The organism is Enterococcus sp. HMSC072F02, from assembly GCF_001837725.1.
Lineage (GTDB): Bacteria > Bacillota > Bacilli > Lactobacillales > Enterococcaceae > Enterococcus_B > Enterococcus_B lactis.
Window position 1 is genome coordinate 7,929 of sequence record NZ_KV833971.1, and the last position, 23,784, is coordinate 31,712.

At 39.7% G+C, this 23,784-nt stretch carries 23 protein-coding genes and 1 other annotated feature (1 of these 24 cut by a window edge); of the genes, 2 read left to right on the forward strand and 21 right to left on the reverse strand.

Annotated elements, in window-relative coordinates:
* Window positions 1-30: 30 nt before the first annotated feature.
* From purR to mprF, 6 genes are all read right to left on the reverse strand, one after another.
* On the reverse strand, window positions 31-849 hold the full coding sequence (gene purR / locus HMPREF2731_RS11860) for a pur operon repressor (protein ID WP_002287345.1): 819 nt from the start codon (window positions 847-849) through the stop codon (window positions 31-33).
* 166 nt (window positions 850-1,015) lie between these two features.
* Window positions 1,016-1,840, reverse strand: a complete 825-nt coding sequence (locus HMPREF2731_RS11865; protein ID WP_002287344.1) for a metal ABC transporter permease — start codon at window positions 1,838-1,840, stop codon at window positions 1,016-1,018.
* Window positions 1,813-2,493, reverse strand: coding sequence for a metal ABC transporter ATP-binding protein (locus tag HMPREF2731_RS11870; RefSeq protein ID WP_002293071.1), 681 nt, complete (start codon window positions 2,491-2,493; stop codon window positions 1,813-1,815). Before HMPREF2731_RS11870 ends, HMPREF2731_RS11865 begins: the two co-directional genes overlap by 28 nt.
* A gap of 21 nt (window positions 2,494-2,514) precedes the next feature.
* Window positions 2,515-3,453: a metal ABC transporter substrate-binding protein gene (locus HMPREF2731_RS11875; RefSeq protein WP_070873062.1), complete on the reverse strand. Its 939-nt coding sequence runs from the start codon at window positions 3,451-3,453 to the stop codon at window positions 2,515-2,517.
* Between the two features lie 246 nt (window positions 3,454-3,699).
* A complete protein-coding gene (gene ispE, locus HMPREF2731_RS11880) occupies window positions 3,700-4,551 on the reverse strand; it encodes a 4-(cytidine 5'-diphospho)-2-C-methyl-D-erythritol kinase (RefSeq protein WP_002293073.1) in 852 nt (283 codons plus the stop codon).
* 153 nt (window positions 4,552-4,704) lie between these two features.
* Window positions 4,705-7,278 carry a bifunctional lysylphosphatidylglycerol flippase/synthetase MprF gene (mprF, locus tag HMPREF2731_RS11885; protein WP_002293074.1) on the reverse strand — a complete coding sequence of 858 codons (2,574 nt, stop codon included), beginning with the start codon at window positions 7,276-7,278 and terminating at the stop codon, window positions 4,705-4,707.
* A gap of 140 nt (window positions 7,279-7,418) precedes the next feature.
* On the opposite strand from mprF, the gene proC reads away from it, so the two are divergent.
* Window positions 7,419-8,225, forward strand: a complete 807-nt coding sequence (gene proC, locus HMPREF2731_RS11890) for a pyrroline-5-carboxylate reductase (protein WP_002293075.1) — start codon at window positions 7,419-7,421, stop codon at window positions 8,223-8,225.
* A gap of 78 nt (window positions 8,226-8,303) precedes the next feature.
* On the opposite strand, the gene rny is transcribed toward proC, so the two are convergent.
* The 7 genes from rny to yfmF all read right to left on the reverse strand — a co-directional run bounded on the left by rny (window position 8,304) and on the right by yfmF (window position 17,598).
* Window positions 8,304-9,860 (reverse strand): ribonuclease Y, encoded by a 1,557-nt coding sequence (rny, locus tag HMPREF2731_RS11895; RefSeq protein ID WP_002287336.1) that lies wholly within the window; start codon window positions 9,858-9,860, stop codon window positions 8,304-8,306.
* 418 nt (window positions 9,861-10,278) lie between these two features.
* On the reverse strand, window positions 10,279-11,328 hold the full coding sequence (gene recA, locus HMPREF2731_RS11900) for a recombinase RecA (protein ID WP_002293077.1): 1,050 nt from the start codon (window positions 11,326-11,328) through the stop codon (window positions 10,279-10,281).
* Between the two features lie 108 nt (window positions 11,329-11,436).
* Window positions 11,437-12,678: a competence/damage-inducible protein A gene (locus tag HMPREF2731_RS11905; RefSeq protein WP_070873064.1), complete on the reverse strand. Its 1,242-nt coding sequence runs from the start codon at window positions 12,676-12,678 to the stop codon at window positions 11,437-11,439.
* A gap of 170 nt (window positions 12,679-12,848) precedes the next feature.
* Window positions 12,849-13,427 carry a CDP-diacylglycerol--glycerol-3-phosphate 3-phosphatidyltransferase gene (pgsA, locus tag HMPREF2731_RS11910; RefSeq protein WP_002293081.1) on the reverse strand — a complete coding sequence of 193 codons (579 nt, stop codon included), beginning with the start codon at window positions 13,425-13,427 and terminating at the stop codon, window positions 12,849-12,851.
* A gap of 208 nt (window positions 13,428-13,635) precedes the next feature.
* A complete protein-coding gene (locus tag HMPREF2731_RS11915) occupies window positions 13,636-14,559 on the reverse strand; it encodes a RodZ domain-containing protein (RefSeq protein WP_002336183.1) in 924 nt (307 codons plus the stop codon).
* A gap of 491 nt (window positions 14,560-15,050) precedes the next feature.
* The gene (gene yfmH / locus HMPREF2731_RS11920) at window positions 15,051-16,337 is read right to left on the reverse strand and encodes an EF-P 5-aminopentanol modification-associated protein YfmH (protein ID WP_070873065.1); all 1,287 of its coding nucleotides are present in this window, start codon (window positions 16,335-16,337) and stop codon (window positions 15,051-15,053) included.
* Window positions 16,330-17,598: an EF-P 5-aminopentanol modification-associated protein YfmF gene (yfmF, locus tag HMPREF2731_RS11925; RefSeq protein ID WP_002293085.1), complete on the reverse strand. Its 1,269-nt coding sequence runs from the start codon at window positions 17,596-17,598 to the stop codon at window positions 16,330-16,332. The genes yfmH and yfmF overlap by 8 nt, the downstream gene beginning before the upstream one ends.
* A 250-nt stretch (window positions 17,599-17,848) precedes the next feature.
* On the opposite strand from yfmF, the gene mscL reads away from it, so the two are divergent.
* On the forward strand, window positions 17,849-18,310 hold the full coding sequence (gene mscL, locus HMPREF2731_RS11930; protein WP_002293086.1) for a large conductance mechanosensitive channel protein MscL: 462 nt from the start codon (window positions 17,849-17,851) through the stop codon (window positions 18,308-18,310).
* A gap of 59 nt (window positions 18,311-18,369) precedes the next feature.
* Here mscL and HMPREF2731_RS11935 read toward each other — a convergent pair whose 3' ends face one another.
* From HMPREF2731_RS11935 to epsC, 8 genes are all read right to left on the reverse strand, one after another.
* Window positions 18,370-18,816: a GNAT family N-acetyltransferase gene (locus HMPREF2731_RS11935; RefSeq protein ID WP_002293087.1), complete on the reverse strand. Its 447-nt coding sequence runs from the start codon at window positions 18,814-18,816 to the stop codon at window positions 18,370-18,372.
* 92 nt (window positions 18,817-18,908) lie between these two features.
* On the reverse strand, window positions 18,909-19,154 hold the full coding sequence (locus tag HMPREF2731_RS11940; protein WP_002287434.1) for a Veg family protein: 246 nt from the start codon (window positions 19,152-19,154) through the stop codon (window positions 18,909-18,911).
* 114 nt (window positions 19,155-19,268) lie between these two features.
* Entirely contained in the window at window positions 19,269-19,847 is a 579-nt protein-coding gene (locus HMPREF2731_RS11945; protein ID WP_002293088.1) for a sigma-70 family RNA polymerase sigma factor, read from the reverse strand.
* 76 nt (window positions 19,848-19,923) lie between these two features.
* Window positions 19,924-20,454, reverse strand: coding sequence for an NYN domain-containing protein (locus tag HMPREF2731_RS11950; RefSeq protein WP_002293089.1), 531 nt, complete (start codon window positions 20,452-20,454; stop codon window positions 19,924-19,926).
* A 3-nt stretch (window positions 20,455-20,457) separates the two neighbouring features.
* Complete coding sequence (gene rlmB / locus HMPREF2731_RS11955) at window positions 20,458-21,318, reverse strand: 23S rRNA (guanosine(2251)-2'-O)-methyltransferase RlmB (protein ID WP_002293090.1); 861 nt, start codon at window positions 21,316-21,318, stop codon at window positions 20,458-20,460.
* The gene (locus tag HMPREF2731_RS11960) at window positions 21,311-21,706 is read right to left on the reverse strand and encodes a Mini-ribonuclease 3 (RefSeq protein ID WP_002293091.1); all 396 of its coding nucleotides are present in this window, start codon (window positions 21,704-21,706) and stop codon (window positions 21,311-21,313) included. The genes rlmB and HMPREF2731_RS11960 overlap by 8 nt, the downstream gene beginning before the upstream one ends.
* Window positions 21,703-23,115: a cysteine--tRNA ligase gene (cysS, locus tag HMPREF2731_RS11965; RefSeq protein ID WP_002293093.1), complete on the reverse strand. Its 1,413-nt coding sequence runs from the start codon at window positions 23,113-23,115 to the stop codon at window positions 21,703-21,705. Before cysS ends, HMPREF2731_RS11960 begins: the two co-directional genes overlap by 4 nt.
* Window positions 23,112-23,648, reverse strand: coding sequence for a serine O-acetyltransferase EpsC (gene epsC, locus HMPREF2731_RS11970; RefSeq protein WP_002293094.1), 537 nt, complete (start codon window positions 23,646-23,648; stop codon window positions 23,112-23,114). The genes cysS and epsC overlap by 4 nt, the downstream gene beginning before the upstream one ends.
* Window positions 23,649-23,733: 85 nt before the next feature.
* Window positions 23,734-23,784: a binding site (T-box leader), on the reverse strand; it runs 190 nt beyond the window's last position.

Genomic DNA, 23,784 nt, shown 5'->3' on the forward strand with positions numbered 1-23,784 from the left:
CTCGAAACTAAGCGGCTTTTTCACAACCTCTTATTCTGAAAAATAATTTCCCGGCACAACCGTGATGTTTTTCGTTTGAGTATCTACATCTTTGACATAAAGCAGTGACGTATAATCATCGATAGCGCGATGTCCGTTGAATTTCGATTCGGCAAATACAGTGATGCCAACAAGTTCTGATTCGAATTCTTCGATCAAGCTCTTCATTCCGTTGACTGTTCCGCCGCCTTTCATGAAATCATCCACTACAAGAACACGTGAACCACGTTTCAAGCTTCTCTTAGACAATTCCATTTTTTCAATTCTTTCAGAAGAACCGGACACATAGTTGACACTTACTGTTGATCCTTCTGTTATTTTTGAGTCTCGGCGTACAATAACGAATGGTGCATTCAGATAATAGGACACAGCTTGGGCAATAGGTACGCCTTTTGTGGCTACAGTCATTACAGCATCGATTTTTTCACCAAGGTATTTAGAAGCAATGATTCTCCCAACTTGACGCAGCAGTTCAGGTTCTCCTAACAAATCAGAGAGATAAACATATCCTCCTGGAAGCAGACGATCTTGTTCTGATAGACGTTCTGCTAGAGATTCAATATATTTTTTCGCCTCTTCATATGAAATTTCAGGGATGAACAATACACCACCTGCAGCACCTGGGATTGTTTCCAAGGTACCATACCCTCGTTCTTTAAATGTTTTCTTGATGATTCCCAAATCTTCACTGATGGAAGATTTAGCAGATTCATAACGTTCGGCAAAGCTTGTTAAGGAAATCAATTCATGCGGGTGATTCAATAAATACTGTGTCATGTCAACCAGACGTTCACTGCGACGTACTTTCACCTATTCCAACTCCTTTTAAGAAATTTTATCGTTTTACATTATATAAGTTTTTCTTCAAAAATTCGAGCATTTTATGAAAAAATAAGAAAATAGTTCGGTATTTATTAAAATAAAAAGAAGCCTATAAAAAATTTTTCGTTTTTATCAGGCTTCTTTTCTTTATCATTCAGTTATTTTTTCTTCTAAAGGCAACCAATATTCGTTTGATGATATTTACAATCAGGAACAAAGCAATAAAGACTAATGTGATTGTTGCTCCTGGAGGGGTATCTAGATAAAACGAGCTAGTCAATCCTGACAGCATTCCTAGAAATCCGACACAAACACTGATAGCAATCACAACATTGAAACTTTTACCTAACCGCATACCGATTGCTGCAGGAAGAACCATGATTGCGGATATCAAAAGTGCACCGGCAATCGGGATCATCACAGCAATAGCTACACCAGTAATCACATTGAACATCATTGACATCAAATGAACGGGTAATCCATCCACATGGGCGGTATCCTCATCAAAAGTCAGAACATACATCGGACGTTTGAATAAAAAAAACAATATACCGATCGCAACGAATAAGATTCCTAAAAAGATGACTTGCTCCCAAGTAATGGTCACGATCGAACCAAACAGATAAGATTGGATGCTTGTTGCAGAATTCCCGCCACTCAGATTCATTAGTACTAAAGCTAGCGCTAAACCGCCAGCCATTAAAATGGCAATGGAGATTTCCGAATAGGTTCGGTAGATCGTTCGCAGATATTCCAATATCACAGCTGCTAGCACAACGACTAGCATGGTCGTAAGTGTAGGATTAAGGTTCAAAAAGAATCCTAACGCTACCCCTGCTAAAGAGACATGGGAAAGTGTATCAGCCATCAGCGATTGTCTTCTGATCACTAAAAACACACCTAGCATCGGGGCGATCCCCGCTATGAAGATAGCCGCAAGAAAAGCTCTTCTCATGAATTCATATGAAAGCAACGCCATTGAGAATCCTCCTTTCTCACCAGTCGGATCTGTCTGTCCGCATACTGTTTGATATCTTCATGATCATGAGTGATCATTAGAACTGATTTCCCATGGACATGGGCACTATGTCGAAGAAGGCGATAAAACTCATTTCGAGACTCTTCATCCATTCCTGTTGTTGGCTCATCAAGGACAAATAAGTCAGGATCAGTAGCAAAAATACGTGCTAAGCTGATCCGCTGCTTTTGTCCGCCAGACAATTCACCTATCCGCCGGTTTCGCATATCCCACATCCCAACAGCTTCTAGAGTCCGCTGTACATGTTGATGATCTTTTTCAGAGAGACGCTTGAACCAGCGGCCTCTTGGGTATCTTCCTGATCGGACTAATTCGATCACCGTACTTGGAAAACCTGCATTGAAAGATGCAACTTGTTGGGGAATATAGCCGATACTTAATTTTTTTCCCTCTTGATTTTTCTCAGCAATCTTTATCGTTCCTTTTGAAGGTTTCAGTAATCCTAACGATGCTTTCACCAAGGTTGACTTGGCTGCTCCATTTTCTCCAGTCAAAATGACAAATTCACCCGCGTCTACATGATAGGAGACATCTTCTAGTACTGGTTCATCATCATAATAAAAGGTCAAATCAGATATTTCGATGTAACGCACCTTATAACCTCCATTCTAGACTTAATTGATACTTTCTTTTAAAGCTTCCAGATTTTTTTCCATGACAGAAATATAATTTTCGCCTGCTTTGATTTGTTCATTGGTCAAGCTTTCTAAAGGATTCAACACCTCTAACTTCACACCCGTTTCATTCGATAATGTCTCTGCCACCTTCGAAGAGGCATTTTCTTCAAAGTAAATCACTTTGATGTTGTTTTTCTTCACAAATTCTTTTAGTTCAGCTAAGCGGCTTGGTGTTGGTTCCTGATCTGGCGAAACACCTGAAATCGCCACTTGTTCTAAGTTGTATTGATTCGCTAAATAAGCAAAAGCAGCATGCTGAGTGACGAATGTGCGGTTTGTCGCATTTTTGAGTTCTTCGGAGTATTTTTGATCCAGTGCTTCAAGCTTTTTGATATAAGCATCAGCATTCTTCGTAAATATTTCCTTTTTATCTGGATATTTTTCGCCTAATTCTCCAGCAATCGTTCTGACTTCTTTTATAGCTAATACCGGATCGAGCCAAACATGGGGATCATATTCATGCGCATGATCATGTCCTTCTTCTGATTCTTCGTGTTCGTCTGCTTCTTGAGATTCTAAGCGGTCAATTCCTTTAGCTGCTTCGATCATCAAGGTCTGTTTGCTGTCCACTGAATCCTTCAACGAATCCACGAAAAATTCCATGTCTGAACTATTATACACGAAAACATCTGCATCGGAAATTTCTGCTCTTTCTTTTGCGCTTGGTTCAAAATCATGAGGCTCCGTTCCGGCAGGGATCAAAAGTTTCACGTTTCCTTCGTCCCTTACGATCTCTTTTGTAAAATCATATATCGGATAAAATGTCGTAACGATCGTCAAGTCTTCTTTTTTATCTGCTTCCTTATTCGTATTTCCACATGCTGCAAACAATAAAGCACCTATCATTACCGTAGCTGTCAAAAGATATTTTTTCATCTATATACTCCTTTCAAATAAACAAATCGTAATTTTACGATTTATCAACGTGAATTAATGTATCAAAATAAAAAAACGCCGTCAATAGAAATCCATCAATTTCTGATTTAAACATGGATATTCTGATTAAATCGTAAAATGGATGAGTTAACACTCATGTTTAAGCTGTTCATTACAATAAAAAAACTGAAGAATCCCATTTTAGGACTCCTCAGTCTTTTCTTATCTGTTTTACTTCTTCTATTTTTATTGCAAGGTTCGTACTAAATAAACTTCTTCACAAAAACCCTTTAACCCATTATATACTCTCTGCGCTCTTGAATAATGTTGGCACAAGGCAAAAACGGTTGGTCCGCTTCCACTCATCAATGCAGCATCTGCTCCGTACTTGACCATACGCTCTTTGATTTGATGGATGACTGGATGCCGGTTTCCCGTGACATCTTCTAAACTGTTTCCCATTTTTTTGATCATCTGCTGATAATCTTGCTCTCGGATGGCTTCAACAAGTCCGTGGATATCTTGATGTTGGATAGCTTGCGTATCTACTTCCCTAAACACTGTACGTGTGGAAACACTCATTCTTGGTTTGACCAACACAACCCAGCACTGCGGCATAGAAGGTAATACTTGGATTTCTTCCCCTTTACCTCCGACAAAAGCCGTACTTCCATATACACAGTAAGGAACGTCTGTACCAACTTCCAAACCGATCTCTGCTAGCTCTTCTAATGAACAACCTAGATTCCATAATTGGTTGATCCCTCTTAAAGCAGCTGCACAGTCTGTACTTCCTCCGCCTAATCCAGCGGCTACTGGAATATTCTTCTTAACAAAGATCTTGACACCGGTTTTGATATTGTATTTGTTTTTTAATAATAAAGCAGCTTGATAAACATTGTTACGCTCATCTACCGGTAAAAATGCTTTATTTGTTTCTACAATGATTTTGTCTTCTGCTATTTCTTCAAAAAATAGATGATCTGCCAAGTCTACGCTCGACATCACCATTTCCAACTCATGATACCCATCTTGCCGTCTATATAATACATCCAGTCCTAAATTTATCTTGGCTGGCGCTTTTTCAATCAATTCCATCCTCTCACCCATTCGAAAAGTCTAAGTCGCAAGTATTCTATCATAGGGAAAAATAAAAGTATAGCTTATGTCCGCTTAGCTGTTGATTTTGTCATCGTTTCAACAGCTTTCATAGAATTTTCTCTTCATAATTCAAATAAACTCTAGTGATTCTTATAATTCTGTGAGCACTTCTTCTGCCAAACTCGGCACATTTCCTTTTTCTTTCCCTATCAGACTGAGCAGCTGCATGGTAGCAAATCCGAAATTACTTCCTTTCCGATATGCAAAGTAGCGACCTTCCCAATGATCGACATATTTTAATTTCTTTTCATAAGCAGACTGGAAGGAATAGAAAAAATTACCATAATTATATACGATATGCATGACTTTTTCTTGAAAGAAAGAAAAATCTGTTTCTCCAACATTTGCTAAAGGAGCTAATCCTAGATTTGCTTCCAGATAGCCCATTTTCTCGTATACAATGAACAAATTAGCTAATAGATAATCCGCTAATTCTTCAGGCTCTTCAGGCAAGATTCGCAGCAAATCATACCCCGCTTGTTCTTTCGTCATCGGTTGAGCGGTGATGAAGCCTACGACTTTTTGATCTTTACGGACAATACCGACGCCACTAGACAATACATAGGATTCATCAAATCGTCCCACAGAAAAGTATTTTTCTCGTGCCCCGTGAAGCCATTTTTGTGAAACTTCATTTACAGCTTGATGTAATTCTTCTGGTAGTTGGTCGTACCAAGTGAAATGGTATCCTTCTTTCATCAAACGTTGATATTCAAGTTGCTGACTCAGCCGAGACAAGTCTTCTGTCGCTAGATCAACAATTCCTGCTTCACCTACTTTCGTGAAATGAAAGCCCAATTCGTGAAGCATCACTACGTAGCTTTCTGATATCTTATAAAAAGCAAGCTGATAACCTAAACAATCTGCTCGTTTCATGAACTGATTCGTTGCTGCCCGCATCATTTTGGGATTACCAATTGGATCTCCTAAAACAAAGCATTTGTTCCCTTTGATTTGATAGCCAAAAACGACTTGGTCTTGGTCGTCTTTTTGGTAATAAAAATAACTGTATCCTGGCAAGCGAAGCTGATGGCTTGTAGCTGTGCCTCCATATGTTTCCAATAAACGGTCAAAACGTTCTTTTTCGTACTCAATGCCAAGCGTCGTAGTATCTTCTGCTAAGTATTGATAAAGCGCCACTAAAGCTAGCAATGAGATGCCCAAACCAATGAGCCCTGAGAACCACACATCATCTGAAGGAAACAAAATAAAATGGTTACCTGTTATCCGTCCAACTAAAAAGCGTCCACTATGATAACCTGCAATTGCGTAAACAATAAACAAGAAACCGAACAAGCTAGCATCAAAGAGTATAGCTCCCCAAGAATAAACGAATTTTGTTCGATAAAATTCTTTTCTAGATAACCACACAGCCAATAGAATCAAGACATATACCAATAACAATTGCCAAGATAATGTACGTGTGATCGTATTTAAAATACCAAAAGCTAGTAAAGCGATCGTAGGCAGAAATGCCTTTTTGACTTTTACTGAAAGTGCTCGAGCAAGACCGAGCAATAAAAAGCCCACTAATAGGTTCAATGTCTGGTCTAAAAAGTTGAACGAGAACGGCAATAATACCTGAAACAGCCGACTGATTGCAGACAGATTAGTGATCGTTGACAGGAGTACCATCATGATCCCTGCAAAATATACAGCACTTACGAGCACGATATGCGCAACCTTTTGGAAAAATAATCGCGGTATATTATCTAAAAATCGATTGATTTTGACTCCTGTATGTGTGATGAACAATAGAAGTCCCGTCAAAAAAGGCAGGACATAATAAAACAACCGATAATATAACAACCAAACTACTGCTACGTCTTGCCGAACAGACAATTGACTCATTCCTAAGATCATCAAAACATCAAAAGTCCCCATTCCACCTGGGACCATTGTCAACATTCCTATCAGCGTCGCAATCATGAACATAGGATAGATCGAAAACATGGAAATATCTATTCTCATCAACTTGCCGATAGTCAGAAATACTGCAAGTGCCCCCGTCCATTGTCCAAAGGATGCCAGTAGCAGACCAAGCAAGCCTTTTGGATAAAACTCAGAGAACAAGGTCTTTCTCTTTAGGTAAGCAAAAAAGAAAATGACTGGCGCTAAAAAACTACCGCCGAAAAGCCAGATCCAATAGCTCCGAAAAATACTTTCTGACTGAATAAAAAAGACATCAATAAATGTAAGAAACGACCATACAGACAAACCAGTCAGCATAAATAGTGCGACTTTTGAAACAGTCACTAAAACCATTTTCCTATTTGTCTGCTTTCCATAAAAACTAGCCCGAAGACTGGCTCCTACCAAACCACCAAAACCGGCGAGATTGTTGATCGTGTTTGTTACCCACGCAGCAAGAAGAAACTCTTTTCTTTCCATTTTTGGTTTTCCTTGTTTTTCTAAGACTCTGATCGTCACCCAATCATACAACAACATCGGAGTGACACCCAGCAGTCCAGCCAGAATCATGAGCAGGATCGTCATATGGCTTTGTTGTCCCATCCTTTGCCAAATATCTTGCCAACTCATGCCATTAGCAATATTTGCGACTTGATTTGCCACAAAGACTAACACGGAGCCGAAAAAAATCAATTTTAAAATCAGACTATGTTCCTTTATCCATTGCAGCATCAAGTATCGTTTATTTTTCACATTTTCCCATTCCTAACTTGTATACTTTTGTGTTATACCCCAATGTTATCTTATTTATTTTAATTTTTCCACTTTAGACCTGTTCTTTGCTTGCGATCACAGAAAAAGAAAGATATCCTAATGCTAAAGGAGAGGATAACATGAAAGTAGGATTTATCGGTACAGGGAATATGGCACAAGCTATTATTGATGGTTTATTGAAAACAGGAACAGTCTCGAAAGAAGAAGTGTTCGTTTCCAGTGGTCATTTTGAAAATGCACAAACATTCGCTGCTGAAACTGGCGTCCATGCGTGCAAAAGCAACCAGGAAGTTGCATCAAAATCAGATATCGTTCTTTTAGCCGTGAAACCAAAAATCATTGAAAAAGTATTGAAAGAACTAAAAGAATACAGCCAGAAGGTCTTATTCATTTCTATTGCTTCAGGAAAATCATTAACAGATTTAGAAACAGCGCTTGAAGATCCTCAGGCCTCCATCGTACGAGTGATGCCGAATGTCAATGTCAGCGTAGGAGCAGGCGTTTCTGCGATTTGCAAAAATGAAGCTGCCACGGAGGAACAGCTTCAACAAGCCACGATAATTTTTGAAGCAATCGGTAGCGTCTATCCTTTAGCAGAAGCAGATTTCAGTACATTCATCGGCCTTGCTGGCAGCTCGCCCGCATTCATTTATATGCTGATCGATGCGATGGGACGGACTGGTGTATTAAATGGTTTGTCCAAACAAACAGCAACTGAAATTGCTGCAAAAGCAATCATGGGTTCTTGTCAAAAATTCCTTTCAAGTGATAAAAATCCATGGGAACTTGTAGACCAAGTTTCTTCTCCTGGTGGTACGACCGTTGCCGGTGTAGTTGCCCTAGAAGAAGCAGGATTCATCCCAGCAATCATCAAAGGAATCAATACGACGATCGAGAAAGATCTTGAGATGTTGAATAAATACTAATAATAGCAATGTTTTTTCGTGCCTTACAAAAAAAGAAGAGCTGCGACTTTTGCCGCGACTCTTCTTTTTTGTTTACTCTTATTTAGCATAATCAGTTGCGCGAGTTTCCCGAATAACGATTACTTTGATATGTCCAGGATAATCCAGCTCTTCTTCGATTCGTTTACGGATATCGCGTACTAAACGAACAGCGTCCAGATCCGAGATTTCTTCTGGTTTGACCATTACCCGAACTTCGCGTCCAGCTTGAACTGCGTAACTTGATTCTACACCGGCGAAGCTGTTCGAAATATTTTCCAGACTTCTTAAACGACGGATGTAGTTTTCCAATGATTCACTTCGCGCACCAGGTCTTGCTGCAGAAAGCGCGTCTGCTGCAGCTACAAGGACAGAGATAACAGAAGTCGCTTCCACATCGCCATGGTGAGAAGCGATTGCGTTGATGACTACTGGGTTTTCTTTGTACTTGGCAGCTAATTCCGCACCGATCTCAACGTGAGATCCTTCAATCTCATGGTCAAGTGCTTTTCCAATATCATGGAGCAATCCGGCACGTTTTGCTAATTGGATATCTTCGCCAAGTTCTGCTGCTAAGATACCAGCTAATTTTGCAACTTCGACCGAATGCTTCAAGACGTTTTGTCCGTAACTAGTTCTGAATCTCAGACGTCCGATGATCTTGATTAAATCTGGATGAAGTGTATGGGCACCGACTTCAAATGCTGCTTCTTCCCCGTATTCACGAATACGTTCATCCATTTCTTTACGAGATTTCTCGACCATTTCTTCGATTCGTGCTGGATGGATTCGTCCATCTTGTATCAGTTTTTCCAAGGTCATTCGTGCGATTTCTCTTCGGATTGGATCAAATCCGGAAAGAACAACTGCTTCAGGTGTGTCATCGATGATCAAATCGATACCAGTCAGTGTCTCAAGCGTTCGAATATTACGACCTTCTCGTCCAATGATACGACCTTTCATTTCATCATTCGGAAGGGTAACGACTGAAACAGTCGTTTCTGAAACTTGATCTGCTGCGCAGCGTTGAATCGCTAATGATAATAAGTTTTTCGCTTTGCGATCTGCTTCTTCTTTGGCACGCTGTTCAGATTCTTTTACCATTAGAGTTAACTCATGATTCAGCTCTTCTTCAGTCGATTTCATGATGACATCTCGTGCGTCCTCTTTTGATAAACCAGCAATTTTTTCTAGTTCTTTTTGTTGATCTTCAATCATTTTTTCAACGTCTTTTTCTCGCTCTTCAATTAATTGCTGTTTTGAACTAAGTGCTTCTTCTTTACTTTCAAGTGAGTTCTCGCGTTTTTCTAACGAGTCATCTTTACGATTCAGCGTTTGTTCGCGTTGAATCAAACGATTCTCTTGAGATTTTAATTCTAACTTACTTTCTCTCAGCTCACTTTCAACTTCAGAACGGTATTTCTGATTTTCTTCCTTAGCTTCTAACAATGCTTCTTTTTTTAGAGTTTCTGCTTCTTTTTTTGCACTATCGATGATCCCAGCAGCTGATGATTGTGCACCAGCTATTTCTTTCTCGTGACGTGACTTTGCGACCATAAACCCTAAACCAAGACCGACAATTAAACCGATGATAGCGAGGAGAATGTTGAATACCATAAAATCCACCTCCATACTATCTTTTTCATTTTTATCATCTATACAGCTTCTATGATAAATTATTCTAAACTTGTCAATATGCATCTTCGCATATATGTGTACAAAAAACATGCACAACTTTATTCTAATGTTTGTACCCCGTAGTGTCAACTTTAAATAAACAAAGAAACGGCTTTCTGATTATTCATTAAACGGTGGTTTTTAGAATAAATGACATTAGTTTCATATAGGTAAAGCTTTAAGTTGAGAAACTTTTTCACTAAATTACTTTTTGTAGTCGAATAGATATTTTTTATTTTATGTAGCTACTCGTATGATTAAATAACTCAAGATTTCTTTGTTCTTTATTCAATAAAAAAACGGCAGGTCAAGGAGAGTATCTACTCTTCAGACCAGCCGTTTTTATTTATGTTGTTTATTATTCTTCTTCTAAAGGTAATTCTTCTTGGCCTTTTGTATCTTCTGGGACAGCCACTTCTTCACCAATGCCATAAGCTGCTCTAACTAGAGCAGAAACTTCTGCCATCATTTCAGGATGATTAGCCATATAGATTTTAGCATTTTCTCGTCCTTGGCCAATCCGATCTTCTTTATAAGAGTACCAAGCACCGCTTTTATCAACGATGTCTTTTTCTACTGCCATATCTAGAAGTTCTCCTTCTTGTGAGATCCCTAAACCATACATGACATCTACTTCAGCGATTTTGAAAGGAGGTGCTACTTTGTTTTTTACGACTTTGATCTTTGTACGGTTACCAACAATATCTGTTCCTTGTTTCAATTGTTCTGCACGACGTACTTCTAAACGGATCGTTGCGTAGAATTTCAATGCGCGTCCTCCAGGAGTGATTTCTGGATTCCCAAACATCACGCCTACTTTTTCACGGATTTGGTTGATGAAAATAGCGATTGTTTTTGTTTTGTTGATCGAACCAGAGAGTTTACGCAATGCTTGAGACATCAAACGTGCTTGTAACCCGACATGTGAGTCACCCATTTCGCCGTCGATTTCTGCTCGTGGAACTAAAGCAGCAACTGAATCGACTACTACGATATCTACAGCCCCACTTGATACTAAAGCATCAGCGATCTCCAGACCTTGTTCTCCTGTGTCAGGCTGTGAAAGAAGTAGTTCATCGATATTCACACCTAATTTTTGTGCATATTGCGGATCTAACGCATGCTCAGCGTCAATGAAAGCGGCCGTTCCGCCATTTTTTTGTACTTCTGCAATAGCATGTAGCGCCACTGTTGTTTTACCTGAACTTTCAGGTCCATATACTTCGATGATACGTCCACGGGGGTAACCGCCGACACCTAAAGCGACATCTAACGCAAGAGAGCCACTTGGAATTGTAGAGATTTGTTGGTCGATTTTTTCGCCCAATTTCATAATAGAGCCTTTACCATAGCTCTTTTCAATTTTTTTCAGTGCAGCATCTAGGGCTGCTTTACGATCATCTGCCAATACGATAATCCTCCTTATATTTACAAATCAGAGCAACATTTCATTATCCTTATCATATCGTTTTTAGTAATAAAAAGCAAGAAAAAACCGAACAAATATTCGCATTTATCATTTTCTTAAAAGCTGTTTTCTCAAAAGATCAAATCCTTGCATAACCGCATTATATCTGATAGCCGCACGGTCTCTGGCAAAATGATATTTTTCTGAAACCACGCCATCTTTAGATGAAATAGCGATCCATACTGTTCCTGCAGGGTGACCTTCTAACATGTCCGGTCCAGCCACTCCGGTGAAAGCTACACTGTAATCTGTTCTTGCTATCTCACGTGCTTGAATGGCCATCTGCTCCACACATTCTTTGCTGACTGTTCCATATTCTGCTAATAGCTCCGGATCAATCTCCAGAAAACCAGCTTTTGTTTGGAGCGAGTAGGTAACGAAGCCGCCTGGAAATACATCAGATACACCAGCAATATCGCCCAATGCGGCTTGGAAGGCACCGGCTGTCAAGCTTTCCGCCGCTGTTACAGTCTGCTTGTTTGCTTTCAGCAGTTCCACTACGACTTTTGCTAACGAATTATCATCGCCATATCCATAAAAATATTCTCCTACTCGTTCTTGAATCTTTTCTTCCAATGCTAAAAGAGCTTGATTTCCTGCCTGAACATCCTTTGTTTTCACTGTTAGACGCAATGTCACTTCATTTGGTTTGGCATAAGGAGCGATCGTTGGATTGATCTGTGTTTCAATCAGATCTTTTAGTTCAGTGACCAGTCGCGATTCACCAATCCCATAAAAGCGCAAAACTTTAGAAATCAGTTTTTCTTCAGAAGGAAAACGTTCCTCTAGTAAAGGACGTACTTGTTCCACAAACATTGGTTTCAACTCATTAGGCGGACCGGGAAGAAGGATATATGCATGTGTATCTGTTTGATAAAAAGTCCCTAAAGCAAGCCCTGTACGATTTGGTAGAGGAACCCCGCCTTCGATGATTTGAGACTGTTGCAGATTGTTTTTGGTCATTTTTCGATGGATTGTTTCAAAATATGCCAATAATTTTTTGTATCCTTCCGTATTTTGTATGAGAGACTTACCGAGGTGAGCCGCAGTTGCTTCTTTTGTCAGGTCATCTTCTGTCGGCCCTAATCCGCCACATAAGAGTATGAGTTCACTTCTTGTTTCAGCTAGAGCAATCAACTCTTCTAAACGCTGCTGATTATCTCCTACGACTGTCTGATAATAAACTTCGATACCTAGATCAGCTAGCTGTTCTGACAAGAAAGTGGCATTCGTATTCACGACTTGTCCTAGTAAAAGTTCTGTTCCGACAGCTATTATTTCTGCTTTCATTACTTCCCGCTCCCTTATATAGTATACGCTGTACTTATATATTTTTTTATTTAAAAAGAGGGCAAGGCTGATCCATGGACCAGCCTCTCCCCAGTTCTTTTTTCATTATATGATCAAATTATTTTCGCTTTATCAAGAACCGACGAATCTGACCATCCACAAAACAATACCTACATTGATCCTTTGAACACGCCGCTATTTTTGATGAAGTAATCCGCACCTGAATAGATAGTAAAGATCAGACAAGCATAAAGCATGATTTGGTCTACTGGAATACCGATCAGATTGAATGGGATATTATTGATAAACAGCAAGATAATAGCAACCATTTGTGTAGCCGTCTTGACTTTTCCCGGCCAAGCAGCAGCCATGACTTCTCCATGTTCGACAAGTAGTAAACGTAAGCCTGTGACGGCTAATTCGCGGCAGACAATAATCGCGACTACCCAACCTGGGGCCTTTCCCTGGTCAACCAACATGATAAAAGCGGTCATAACTAGCATTTTATCTGCCAGTGGGTCCGCAAACTTGCCAAAGTTAGTGACAAGACCTCGTGCACGGGCAATTTTTCCGTCTAACCAGTCTGTGATGCTGGCTAATGCAAAAATAACTGCGCCTACTAGCTGCGTAACAGCCAGTGTGGTGTCCCCTACGTTAAGTTGTCCCCAATCTAACGGTAATCCTACAACCAAAATGAAAATCGGGATCATACAAATTCTAAGTACAGTTAATTTATTTGGTAAATTCACATTATCGACTCCTTTCTTCCCTATTCTACGTGACTATCCGCGAAGTTTCCACCGATATTATTTACTTTTCCGAACGAATTTATTCAACGGAGCATTTTTATTGAAATTGATCTTTTGGAAATAACGAAGAAGGACCGCGACACAGATTTGTCACGATCCTTCTTTTTTATGCCTACAAGTAAATAGATGAATAAACTCATTTGTACGATCACTCTGCGTATTGGAGAGTCAGGTTCACATTTTTAGGACTCTGATTGTTTTCCCCTGGATTAACTGGTACGGATTCTCCATTCGCTTTGATCGTCGCATTGCTTGCTGCACCGATCGTAATGGTCGCATTGACCGCTGTTTCCGGTAACACGGTACTTTGTGTTTCATTTGCTGCCAGTGTGCCTTGATAAACATAAGCATTGTCTACTAGTACACCGATCCACACACGATTGACAGCGGTAAACTCAAGAGTGACAGGCTTGGTAGCATCTGTAATATTTACTGCGATGGCACTACCGGAATCCTCTCCTGCAGCTATTGCCATTTTCTTTTCTTCACTTGATTCTGTTGTTGACTCTACTGTAGAAGACTCTTGGGTCTGCGTGCTTTGCTCTGAGGAAGAGGACTCCTCGACTGATCCTTCTACTTTGAGCGAAGAAGCTGTATCGCCGATTATTGGATCAGCTTGACGATCTTGCCAAGTCATATAGCCTACGACAACGACGATCGCCAAAGCAACCAATCCTAATAAAATGACAGGAAGACTTGTCCAAAAACGACTTGGATGCGATTCTTCTTGATGTATTGCTTTTCTGGAAGTACTTACTGTTTCAGGCTGCGGACGTTCAGGGACCGATCCTGTCAATTTGCTTTTTCCATCAAAAACATCGACTAAATGGTCTCCATCTTCTCCTACAGCTTCAGCATATTGCCTAATAAACGCCCGTACGTAAAACTTACCAGGCAATTGATCAAAATCATCATTGTCGATTGCTTCCAAATAACGTTTTTGAATTTTTGTAATCTGCTGTAATTCATCTAAAGATATCTTTTTATTCAGGCGTGCTTGCCGTAATTTTTCTCCGATGGTTTCAAAAGCCACTCGTTCATCTTCTCCAGTCTGTTTGATTCTCCGAAGCATCTGCTGTTGCAATGAAAGACGTTATGTTTGGGGGCTGTGACAAAAGTCGTGTCACAGCTCCTTTTTCCGAATAAACGGCGTTCTCCTGCCAATTCCTCGGTCAAAAGTCACAATATCCATAAAACATGAGCAGCTGTTTTGTGAACTTGTTCCTTATGACTCGGAGCTGAACGGCAGGCTCACGACCTCTTTCTTAAACGGTGTTCCAGAAGTAGCTTCTTCGGCAATAAGCCGAAATATCACAAAAATTTGAGAAGCAATTTTCGTAAATTCCTTCTTATTTCTTGAAGCTGACCACTTCTGTCACAACCTCTTTGATTACTTCGTTTGATTTTATTTTAATATAAGTTGATTAAAAGAGAGCATGATTTGTTTTATTTTCTCATTAATATTTCCAACACATCTAAGAATACCATAAAAGCTGGTTTTGGAGGAGGTTCCTGCTACAAGTCTAAAACGAAATTTAAGACTTTTCTCCATAAAATACTGGTTTATTTTGGTCTCATATAAAACTCACTGAAGGCCTCTTCACTTATAAATGCTTCTCCAGCTGCCAGTACGTCTTTCATTTGGATCGAATCGATGATTTCAGGAAGATCAAATAATGTTCGATCACCAAATAAACTTTGCGTAAATTGATTAGCAATATATTCGATTGAATTCAATGATTGGAAATATTGTCCAAGCATTTTCTTCTTCAGCAAATCGAGATTCATTTCTGACACTTCAGGATCATCAGCGAATCCAAGAATGATTTCTTTGACTTTTTCTGCTGCTTTCTCTGGTTCATCCGTATCTCCGCTGAAGTCCGCAAAGTGAAATTCACGATCCAAGCTGAATTCAAAACCAAAGCTGTCATCGATAATTCCTTGATTGTACATAGCTAGATAGTTTCGAGAAGTATTACCTAAAATCATTTGGAACAACAGATTGATAGCTGTTTTATAACGTAGTAGTTCTGTTCCTTCTTGCGGCAATGTGTCTAATCCTTTAATACCAAGTACAAATTTATCTCGTGTAATGGCTGCTTCCAATGCACTTTGTTTGATGATTTCTTTTGTGTTTTCTGGGAAATAACGTACAATTTCTTGCTTTGGCGGGAAATTTTTTGCTTCTTGGTTTTCCCGAATAAGTTTCATCAATTTCTCAGTCTCCATCTTACCAACTACAAATAAAACCATATTGCTTGGCTGATAAAACGTCCGATAGCACGTATACAAGTCTTGAGCTGTGATTTTGTCGATACTTTCAACCGTGCCCGCAATATCGATATGCAACGGGTGTGCAGGATACAAGTTATTTAGTATACCAAAAAACATCCGCCAGTTAGGGTCGTCTTCATACATTTGGATTTCCTGACCGATGATTCCTTTTTCCTTGTTTACAGTTTCTTCTGTAAAGTAAGGTGCTTGTACGAAGTCGATCAGTGTCGTCAGATTCTGTTCTACCTGATCAGTCGTAGAGAACAGGTAACTAGTTTTCGTAAAACTCGTGAAAGCATTAGCGGAAGCACCTTGCTGTCCAAATAATTGAAAAACATCGCCGTCTTCTTTTTCAAACAGCTTGTGTTCTAAGAAATGAGCGATGCCATCTGGGACTTTCACTTTTTCTTTTTCACCATAGGGAATAAATTCGTTATCGATCGAACCATAATTCGTACTGAACAAACCATATGTCTTGTGATAGTCGTTTTTAGGTAACAAATACACGGTCAAACCGTTTGGTAGTACTTCATGATAAAGCGTTTCATTGATTTGCTCATATTCTGTTTTATTCATTTGCATTTCCTCCTGCTAAAAAGAAGATTGCTTGCAATTCGATTTGCTCAGCTACTTGTTGTATCTCTTTGATCGTTACACTCTCCATACGTTTCAACCATTCTTCATCAGATAATTTTGTTTCCGGCAGCCAGCTATCCAAAAAAGAAGCTTCGATTGCCGCTTGCGGAGAGTCTAGAGAAAGCAGGTATTGGTTTCTTAGCATCGCTTTTGTCTGAGCTAGTTCCAAATCTGTTATTTCACCGTTTCGCAAGCTTTCTAATTGCTCGTGAATCAGGCGAAGTACTTGATTTCGGTTTTTTTCATCGATACCGGTCTGGACACTCATGAACCCTCGGAATGTATCCACACTGCTAGAGGCATAATAAGCTAGACTTTCTTTCTCTCTCACATTCATGAACAGTTTGGAGTGAGGAAACCCGCCAAATAAACCGTTGAAGACCATTAGCGCAAAACGTTCTGGCTCATCATAATACACATTTGTCTGATAAGCTAGATTCAGCTTTGCTTGAACGATTGGCTCACGGACTTGTCGTTCCTTGACGATATTCACTTGAGGCTGGGTATAAAACAATTCTGGATGAGCTGTTTCACGCGGCTCAAATGGTAATTGCCCCACAGCTTCGGCTGCTTTGTCCGGATCAACATCGCCGACAACAAAAATGTCAATTTGATCGTTCGCCATCATTTCTTGATAGTAAGCCGCTAGCGAACGAGCAGTGATCTTGTCTATTTCTTCCACTACGCCTAAACTTGGAATTTTTTGTTCCGGGCTGTTTTCAAAATAAAGTTCTTGCAGTGCATAGGAAGCAAAAGTTTGTTTATCTTCCTTCAAACTTTCCAAATAGAGACGCAGATTGTTCTTTTCCAAGTCAAACGTCAACTGATCAAACTGTTGATTTTTGATATTTGGATAAAATAAAACCTCTTTTAAAAAATCCACCGCTTGAGAGAAAAGGTTCGGATCATTGACATATTCGCCGTTCACAAAGCTGATTCCTACGTTTAGCCAATGCAAGTTCCCTTTTTTCCTTACTGATAGTCCGAAGCTTGCACCATAAAGCTCAGCAAGTTTCGCACTTAACTTTGTCTGATCCGGATAATTCAAACTATTTGTTTCCAGCATACTGCTGAGTAGTGAACGTTTTGTAATGACTTCTTGTTGCAGACGTGCAGTAAAACGGATAAAAATCCGAATCGTTTTGTATTGTTTTGTTGGTAAGACATGAAGATTCACGCCTTCTGCCAATTGATACACCATATTTATATGCTCCTTTTCATAGATGATTGCCTCTTACTCTTTTAGTAGGACAATCGGCCTTTTTTACTTATGCATCTGCTTGAAATATATAAGTACAGGCAATTCGCCGATTTTTCTAATTGATGTTACACTTTATAGTATAGCATAGAAGTTTTTTATCAAAAGGGACAGACGGCTAAAAGCGTATATCGTTTTTTTATTTTTTATTTTTCGATATACTAAAGACATACAAAAGAAGGGAGGGTCATTCATGATCAAAGAATTCAGAGAGTTCATCATGCGTGGTGATGTCTTGGATCTTGCTGTCGGTGTTGTTATCGGGAGTGCGTTTACAAGTATCGTAAACCAAGTGGTACAAGGATTAATCACTCCGCTAATTGGTTGGATTGTCGCTATGATCACAGGAACTTCTGATTTAGAAGGAGCACTTTCAATTCTTGACTGGTCGCCGACAAAAGGTGTCACATTTGCGTTTGGTAACGTTATTAGTGCTATCATTACATTCCTGATTACTGGTTTTGTCTTATTCTTAGTTGTCAAAGCGGCAAACCGTGCGAAGAAATTACGCGCCAAAGAAGCAGAAGAAGAAGTGGAAGAAACACCTACTGCAGAAGATTATCTTAGTGACATACGCGATCTTCTTGCCAAACAAGTGGCAGAAGACAATACGCATCCGGTAGAGCAAACAAATCTTTCAGATACTTCTAAATAATGAAGAATCTAAAAAAAAAGAAAGCCGATTTTCAGTGTCGGCTTTCTTTTTTTAGATTCTTAACTTGTTACCTGTTCTTTTTTCATGTCGATATGCGGAATATCATCTTCCAAATACACATCTGAGATTGCCTTGAATCCAAAAGACTCATAAAAGGCCTGTAGATATTCTTGTGCACCGATCACAATTGGTTTTTCTGGAAATTTTTTCTGGATCATGTTGATCGTTTCTTGGACAATCTTTCTTCCTAAACCGTCTTTACGGTTATTTTGATGAACAAGAACGCGACCAAAATGGATGCACTCTGCTTCTTCATATACCCGCGTGTAGGCAAGGATCTTCCCATCAGTATCTTGGAAATACGTATGCCAAGCTTGTCCATCGATATCATCAACTTCTTGATAAGGGCACTGTTGCTCCACAACAAAGACTGCAATCCGTTCTTTGACGATTGCATAAAACTCTGCTGTCGACAATTCTTCAAATTTCTTTACCTGGTATTCCACTAAGTAAACGCCTCCTACTTTTTTATTATTAGCATACCGATTCATACACAAAAAAGCAAACGAACCTTACGAATCTCAGGCTCGTTTGCTTTTTAAACTGCTTCAGTTAAAAATTCGATCTCAACTGTCCGAGTAAGTACATCTGAATAGCTGTAAGATACTCGTTCAAAAGAATTTTCTTCAGGATCCAAGTCAACAACGAATACTGAAGGATAGGTTTCTGTTAAAACGCCGCGGCGTTCTGTTTGACGCTTTCTTCCTGTCTGAGCAACCAACATGATTGGGCTGCCGATACGACCTTCTAAATCTTTCTTGATTGAAGCTAAAGTTGTTGGCATACAGTTCACCTCTACTGCTAACTATACCACATATTTTTAAAATTTTCAAGTTTACCATAAAAAAAAAAGAAATGCAATAAAAATAAGTAAGAAGCTCATTAAGATTTTTCTAAATTATTCCTCATTATAAAATTTTAAGTGTTTTTTTATTTTGAGTTTTACCCTTCCATATGCACTCATCACTTGCTTGTGATCCATTGACAAACATTCAGCCATCTCCGCAAAATCAACCCCTTGCATGTAATAATGAAAAATTTGTGCTTCTTTTTTTGAAAATCGGATCTCGCAATTTTCGATTGCTTCTTTTAACAAAAGATGCTGAATCGCTAAAGGTTCCTGCAAGGTGATCTCTGCTAAAAAATCTGGTCCTTCTGTCTCTATTTTTTGGTCGATCGAGACTTCGTCTTTTTGGTCACGGCGCTTCAGCGCGTTCTGTTTTCTCAATAAAGAATAAATTTGATTGCTTATGATACTTTTATAATAACTTCCAAAGCTGACTCCTTTGCTTTTTTCGTAAGTTCTCAATGCCTGATATAAAGCGATCCTCGCTTCTTGTTCCCAATCCTCAGTAACATAATTTCTTAAATAGTAAGTGTTTTTCAAACGTAGTAAGAGTGGAAAATATTTTTGATACAGGGCAGCAAATGCTTCTTCGTCACCATTACGTGCAGCGCGCAATAACTCCTCAGACATAAAATAATTCCTCCATAAATTCGTTTATGGAGGAATCTTATCATCAATGATTCATCGAACTGATTAGAACGATATGTTATTTATTTTTTCTCATTAAATCGTCCAATTTTTGGGACAATTTTTTTAACTGCTCTTCATTCCACGGAGAATTACGTCGAAAATCAACAAAATGCATATCTTTATTTTCTTGGGCTATTGTTTTTTCCGTTTTTTTAATCGTTTTATATAACTCGTAAGCAGAAGTTCGCAACGCCCCCTGAGAAAAAATCATCCACTGTTCTGCTAGATCGCTTGTCGCCACTGTTACTTGTGTCAAACGATCATTCAGCTGCCCAGCGATTCTCTCGATATAACTGTCAGCCGTTTCATCTTCTTTCGTAAAAACAACATCCAACTGATATTTCCTATAATTTTGCTGGATGCCCGGTACTAATTGAGCATCGAAGACAACGATGACTTCCAGTCCTTCATATTTCGCATAATTTGATAAACGATGCAAAAGAGCTTCTCTTGCATCTGCCATTTTGTCCTGCTTTTTAAGCTGGACCAGTTCCGGCCACGAACCGATCATATTGTAGCCATCTACAATCAACAGCTGTTTTTTCATGACCTACTCCCCCTGACGTTGGGAAAAAGCCTGATACATCAGCAATCCAGCAGCAACACTGGCATTTAAACTTTGGACGTGCCCAGTCATTGGAATCGTCAGTAATTCATCCATTTCTTTTTTCAATCCTGGACTCATTCCTTTGCCTTCATTACCAATGACTAAAGCAATGGATCCTTTGGCATTCCATTTTTGGAAGTTTGTGCCGGTCATATCTGTGCCAAATACCCAAAATCCTATCTCTTTGAGCTGTTGCACAGCTTGTACCAAATTCGTCACACGTGCAACAGGCACATATTCCACTGCACCAGTGGAAGTCTTTGTTACGATAGGCGTGATTCCAACTGCTCGGTGTTTTGGTATGATCACACCATCAACGCCACTTGCGTCTGCTGTCCGTAAAATCGACCCAAAATTGTGTGGATCTTCGATACTATCCAAAATCAAAAAGAAGGGGTCTTCTTTTTTCTCTTTTGTTCGTTCAATCAGTTGGTCAAGGGATAAATATTCATAAGGTGTAATCGCAAGAACGACTCCTTGATGCACGCCATGATTGCTCAAAGTTTCTAATTTTTGTTTAGGGACCCATTTGACCGGTACAGCTTGCTCACGTGCGATTTCTTTCAGTTCTTCTACTTTTTCTCCTCGTGAATCTTCTTGAAGAAAGAGTTTATTCCCTCGCCCTTGTTGTAGCGCTTCTACTGCGGCATGGTGTCCAAAGACGAAATTATCTTCTAATGCTTCTTCATTTTGATCAGAAACTGACTGATTTCGTCCAGTTTGCTTTTTATTTGGATATCTATTTTGTTTTTTGTCTTCAAATCCACGTTTCGATTGATGTTTGTTTGTTCTTTCTTTACCCATTTTTTTCACCAACTTTCTGAATACACCAGCGGATCAATTCTTCCATCCGCTCGGTTTGTTTTGTCAAATGCAGATAACCCATCAGTGCTTCGAACCCTGTTGCGACCCGGTAAGTCGTAACGTCAGCATTTTTTGCACTCGTATGGCTTTTGGCATTTCTTCCTCTGCGATAATAAAGCTCTTCTTCTTCTGTCAAAAGATGTTCCTCCAGCATTTGCTGAATCAAAAAAGCTTGTGCATTCGCAGAAACATAATTCGTTGCCGCACGATGCAGCTTATTGGGTTTTGTTTCTCCTTGATCGATCAGGTGGTCGCGAACATAGATTTCGTAAATCGCATCTCCCACGTAAGCCAAGGCTAAACCGTTCAATTGTGTGTAATCTCTCATGCTTCTCTTCTCCATCGGGTTCCTTGGGGTGTATCTTCTAATAAGATCCCTTTTTCTTTCAACAAATCACGGATTTCGTCGCTTCGGGCAAAATCACGATTGCTTCTTGCTTGATTTCGTTCTTCGATCAATTGTTCAATCTCTTCATCCAATAATTCTTCTGCTGTAAATAAAATACCGAAGATCGAAAGCCATTGCGAGAATAAAGCTTCTCCCTGTGCCAAGACAGCGGCAGAAACTTCCGGCTGGTCTAGATAAGTGTTCAGCCATTTAGCAAGCTCATAGACCACTGTGATCCCATTTGCTGCATTAAAATCATCGTCCATTTCTTCGATGAATCGCTGTTCCAAATTTTCTAACAAAGCGATTTTATCCGCATCATCTGCCAAATTCTCTGAGGCAGTTTCTTGGCGGAATTTCAAATTGTCAAACGTATTCTTCAGTCGTTGTAAATTGGTGGCTGCTTCTTTCATCGTCGTTTCACTGTAACGGATCGGACGACGGTATTGTGTGGTCGCCATGAAGAAGCGCAAGACTTGTGGATCGACGTTTTGGATCATTTCATGCACAGTGATGAAATTCCCTAGAGATTTACTCATTTTTTCATCGTCTTCGCCAATCGTTACATAGCCATTGTGCATCCAGTAATTAGCGAATTTTTTCCCTGTTTTCGCTTCACTTTGTGCGATTTCATTTTCGTGATGAGGAAATTCCAAATCTTGCCCGCCACCATGGATATCGATCGTTTCGCCTAAATGTTTTGTTGCCATGACGGAACATTCGATGTGCCAACCGGGACGTCCTTTGCCCCATGGTGAATCCCAAGAAATCTCGCCTGGTTTTGCTTGTTTCCACAAAGCGAAATCTAATGGGTCTTCTTTTTGCTGCTGTTCTTCACCAGTACGCTGACTTGCGCCGACTTCCAATTCATCGATGGATTGGTCACTTAATTTCCCATAGTTTTCAAATTTACGGGTACGGTAATACACATCACCTGAAGATTCATAAGCATAGCCTTTTTCAACCAACACTTGAATAAATGCTAAAATATCTGGCATATGGTCCATGACTCTGGGATGCAGTGTAGCAGGCTCGACATTCAACGCTTTCGTATCTTCTTCAAATGCTCGGATGAAACGATCAGCGACTTCTGGTGCTGTGATGCCTAATTCGTTTGCTGTACGGATGATTTTATCGTCTACATCCGTGAAATTCGATACAAAATCGACTTTATAGCCTCGATATTCAAAATAGCGTCGAATCGTATCGAAAGCAATGGTACTACGAGCATTTCCGATATGGATATAATTATACACAGTCGGTCCGCAGACATACATACCGACATGTCCCTTTTGTATAGGAATGAATTCTTCTTTTTTTCTGGTCAATGTATTGTAGATTTTTATCATTCTGATCTCCTCACTTTTTCTCCTTTGATTCGAACGACTTTTGCTGGTACTCCTACCGCTGTAGCATCGTCTGGAACATCTTTCAACACAACGGCACCTGCACCGATTTTTGCGTTTTTTCCGATCGTTACCGGTCCTAATATCTGCGCATTCGCAGAGAGCATGGCTCCTTGTTTGACCGTTGGATGTCTTTTACCTGTTTCTTTTCCCGTACCGCCTAATGTTACGCCATGGAACAAAATCACATCATCCTCGATTTCTGCAGTTTCGCCAATGACGATTCCCATTCCATGGTCGATGAATACACCTGTTCCAATCGTTGCTCCTGGATGGATTTCAACACCTGTCAGGAAACGCCAAAATTGAGCATTGATCTTCGCCAATAAAAAGAGCCGATGCTGATATAAAAAATGAGAGAAACGATGCCAAAACAAGGCATGAAAACCAGGATAGGTCAAAACGATCTCCGCTGTCGAACGTGCAGCCGGATCGTTTCTCTTTGCTGCATCAATCGCTCGGGCAAACCAACTCATGACTTTCCACTCCTTTCGTAAGTATTTTATGTAGGAAAACAGCTTCTTATAAAGAAAAGAAGCGCCTTTTAAATAAGTTTCCTTATCAAAAGACGCTTTCCGCGTGGTTCCACTTTTCTTCATAATCAACGATTAT

Coding starts and splice junctions, on each gene's coding strand:
- HMPREF2731_RS11865 (WP_002287344.1), bottom strand. CDS start 1,840: ATGGCGTTGCTTTCATATGAATTCATGAGAAGAGCTTTTCTTGCGGCT.
- HMPREF2731_RS11875 (WP_070873062.1), bottom strand. CDS start 3,453: ATGAAAAAATATCTTTTGACAGCTACGGTAATGATAGGTGCTTTATTG.
- ispE (WP_002293073.1), bottom strand. CDS start 4,551: ATGGAATTGATTGAAAAAGCGCCAGCCAAGATAAATTTAGGACTGGAT.
- proC (WP_002293075.1), top strand. CDS start 7,419: ATGAAAGTAGGATTTATCGGTACAGGGAATATGGCACAAGCTATTATT.
- rny (WP_002287336.1), bottom strand. CDS start 9,860: ATGGTATTCAACATTCTCCTCGCTATCATCGGTTTAATTGTCGGTCTT.
- HMPREF2731_RS11905 (WP_070873064.1), bottom strand. CDS start 12,678: ATGAAAGCAGAAATAATAGCTGTCGGAACAGAACTTTTACTAGGACAA.
- HMPREF2731_RS11915 (WP_002336183.1), bottom strand. CDS start 14,559: ATGCTTCGGAGAATCAAACAGACTGGAGAAGATGAACGAGTGGCTTTT.
- yfmH (WP_070873065.1), bottom strand. CDS start 16,337: ATGAATAAAACAGAATATGAGCAAATCAATGAAACGCTTTATCATGAA.
- yfmF (WP_002293085.1), bottom strand. CDS start 17,598: ATGGTGTATCAATTGGCAGAAGGCGTGAATCTTCATGTCTTACCAACA.
- mscL (WP_002293086.1), top strand. CDS start 17,849: ATGATCAAAGAATTCAGAGAGTTCATCATGCGTGGTGATGTCTTGGAT.
- HMPREF2731_RS11940 (WP_002287434.1), bottom strand. CDS start 19,154: ATGCCAACAACTTTAGCTTCAATCAAGAAAGATTTAGAAGGTCGTATC.
- HMPREF2731_RS11945 (WP_002293088.1), bottom strand. CDS start 19,847: ATGTCTGAGGAGTTATTGCGCGCTGCACGTAATGGTGACGAAGAAGCA.
- HMPREF2731_RS11950 (WP_002293089.1), bottom strand. CDS start 20,454: ATGAAAAAACAGCTGTTGATTGTAGATGGCTACAATATGATCGGTTCG.
- rlmB (WP_002293090.1), bottom strand. CDS start 21,318: ATGGGTAAAGAAAGAACAAACAAACATCAATCGAAACGTGGATTTGAA.
- HMPREF2731_RS11960 (WP_002293091.1), bottom strand. CDS start 21,706: ATGAGAGATTACACACAATTGAACGGTTTAGCCTTGGCTTACGTGGGA.
- cysS (WP_002293093.1), bottom strand. CDS start 23,115: ATGATAAAAATCTACAATACATTGACCAGAAAAAAAGAAGAATTCATT.
- epsC (WP_002293094.1), bottom strand. CDS start 23,648: ATGAGTTGGTTTGCCCGAGCGATTGATGCAGCAAAGAGAAACGATCCG.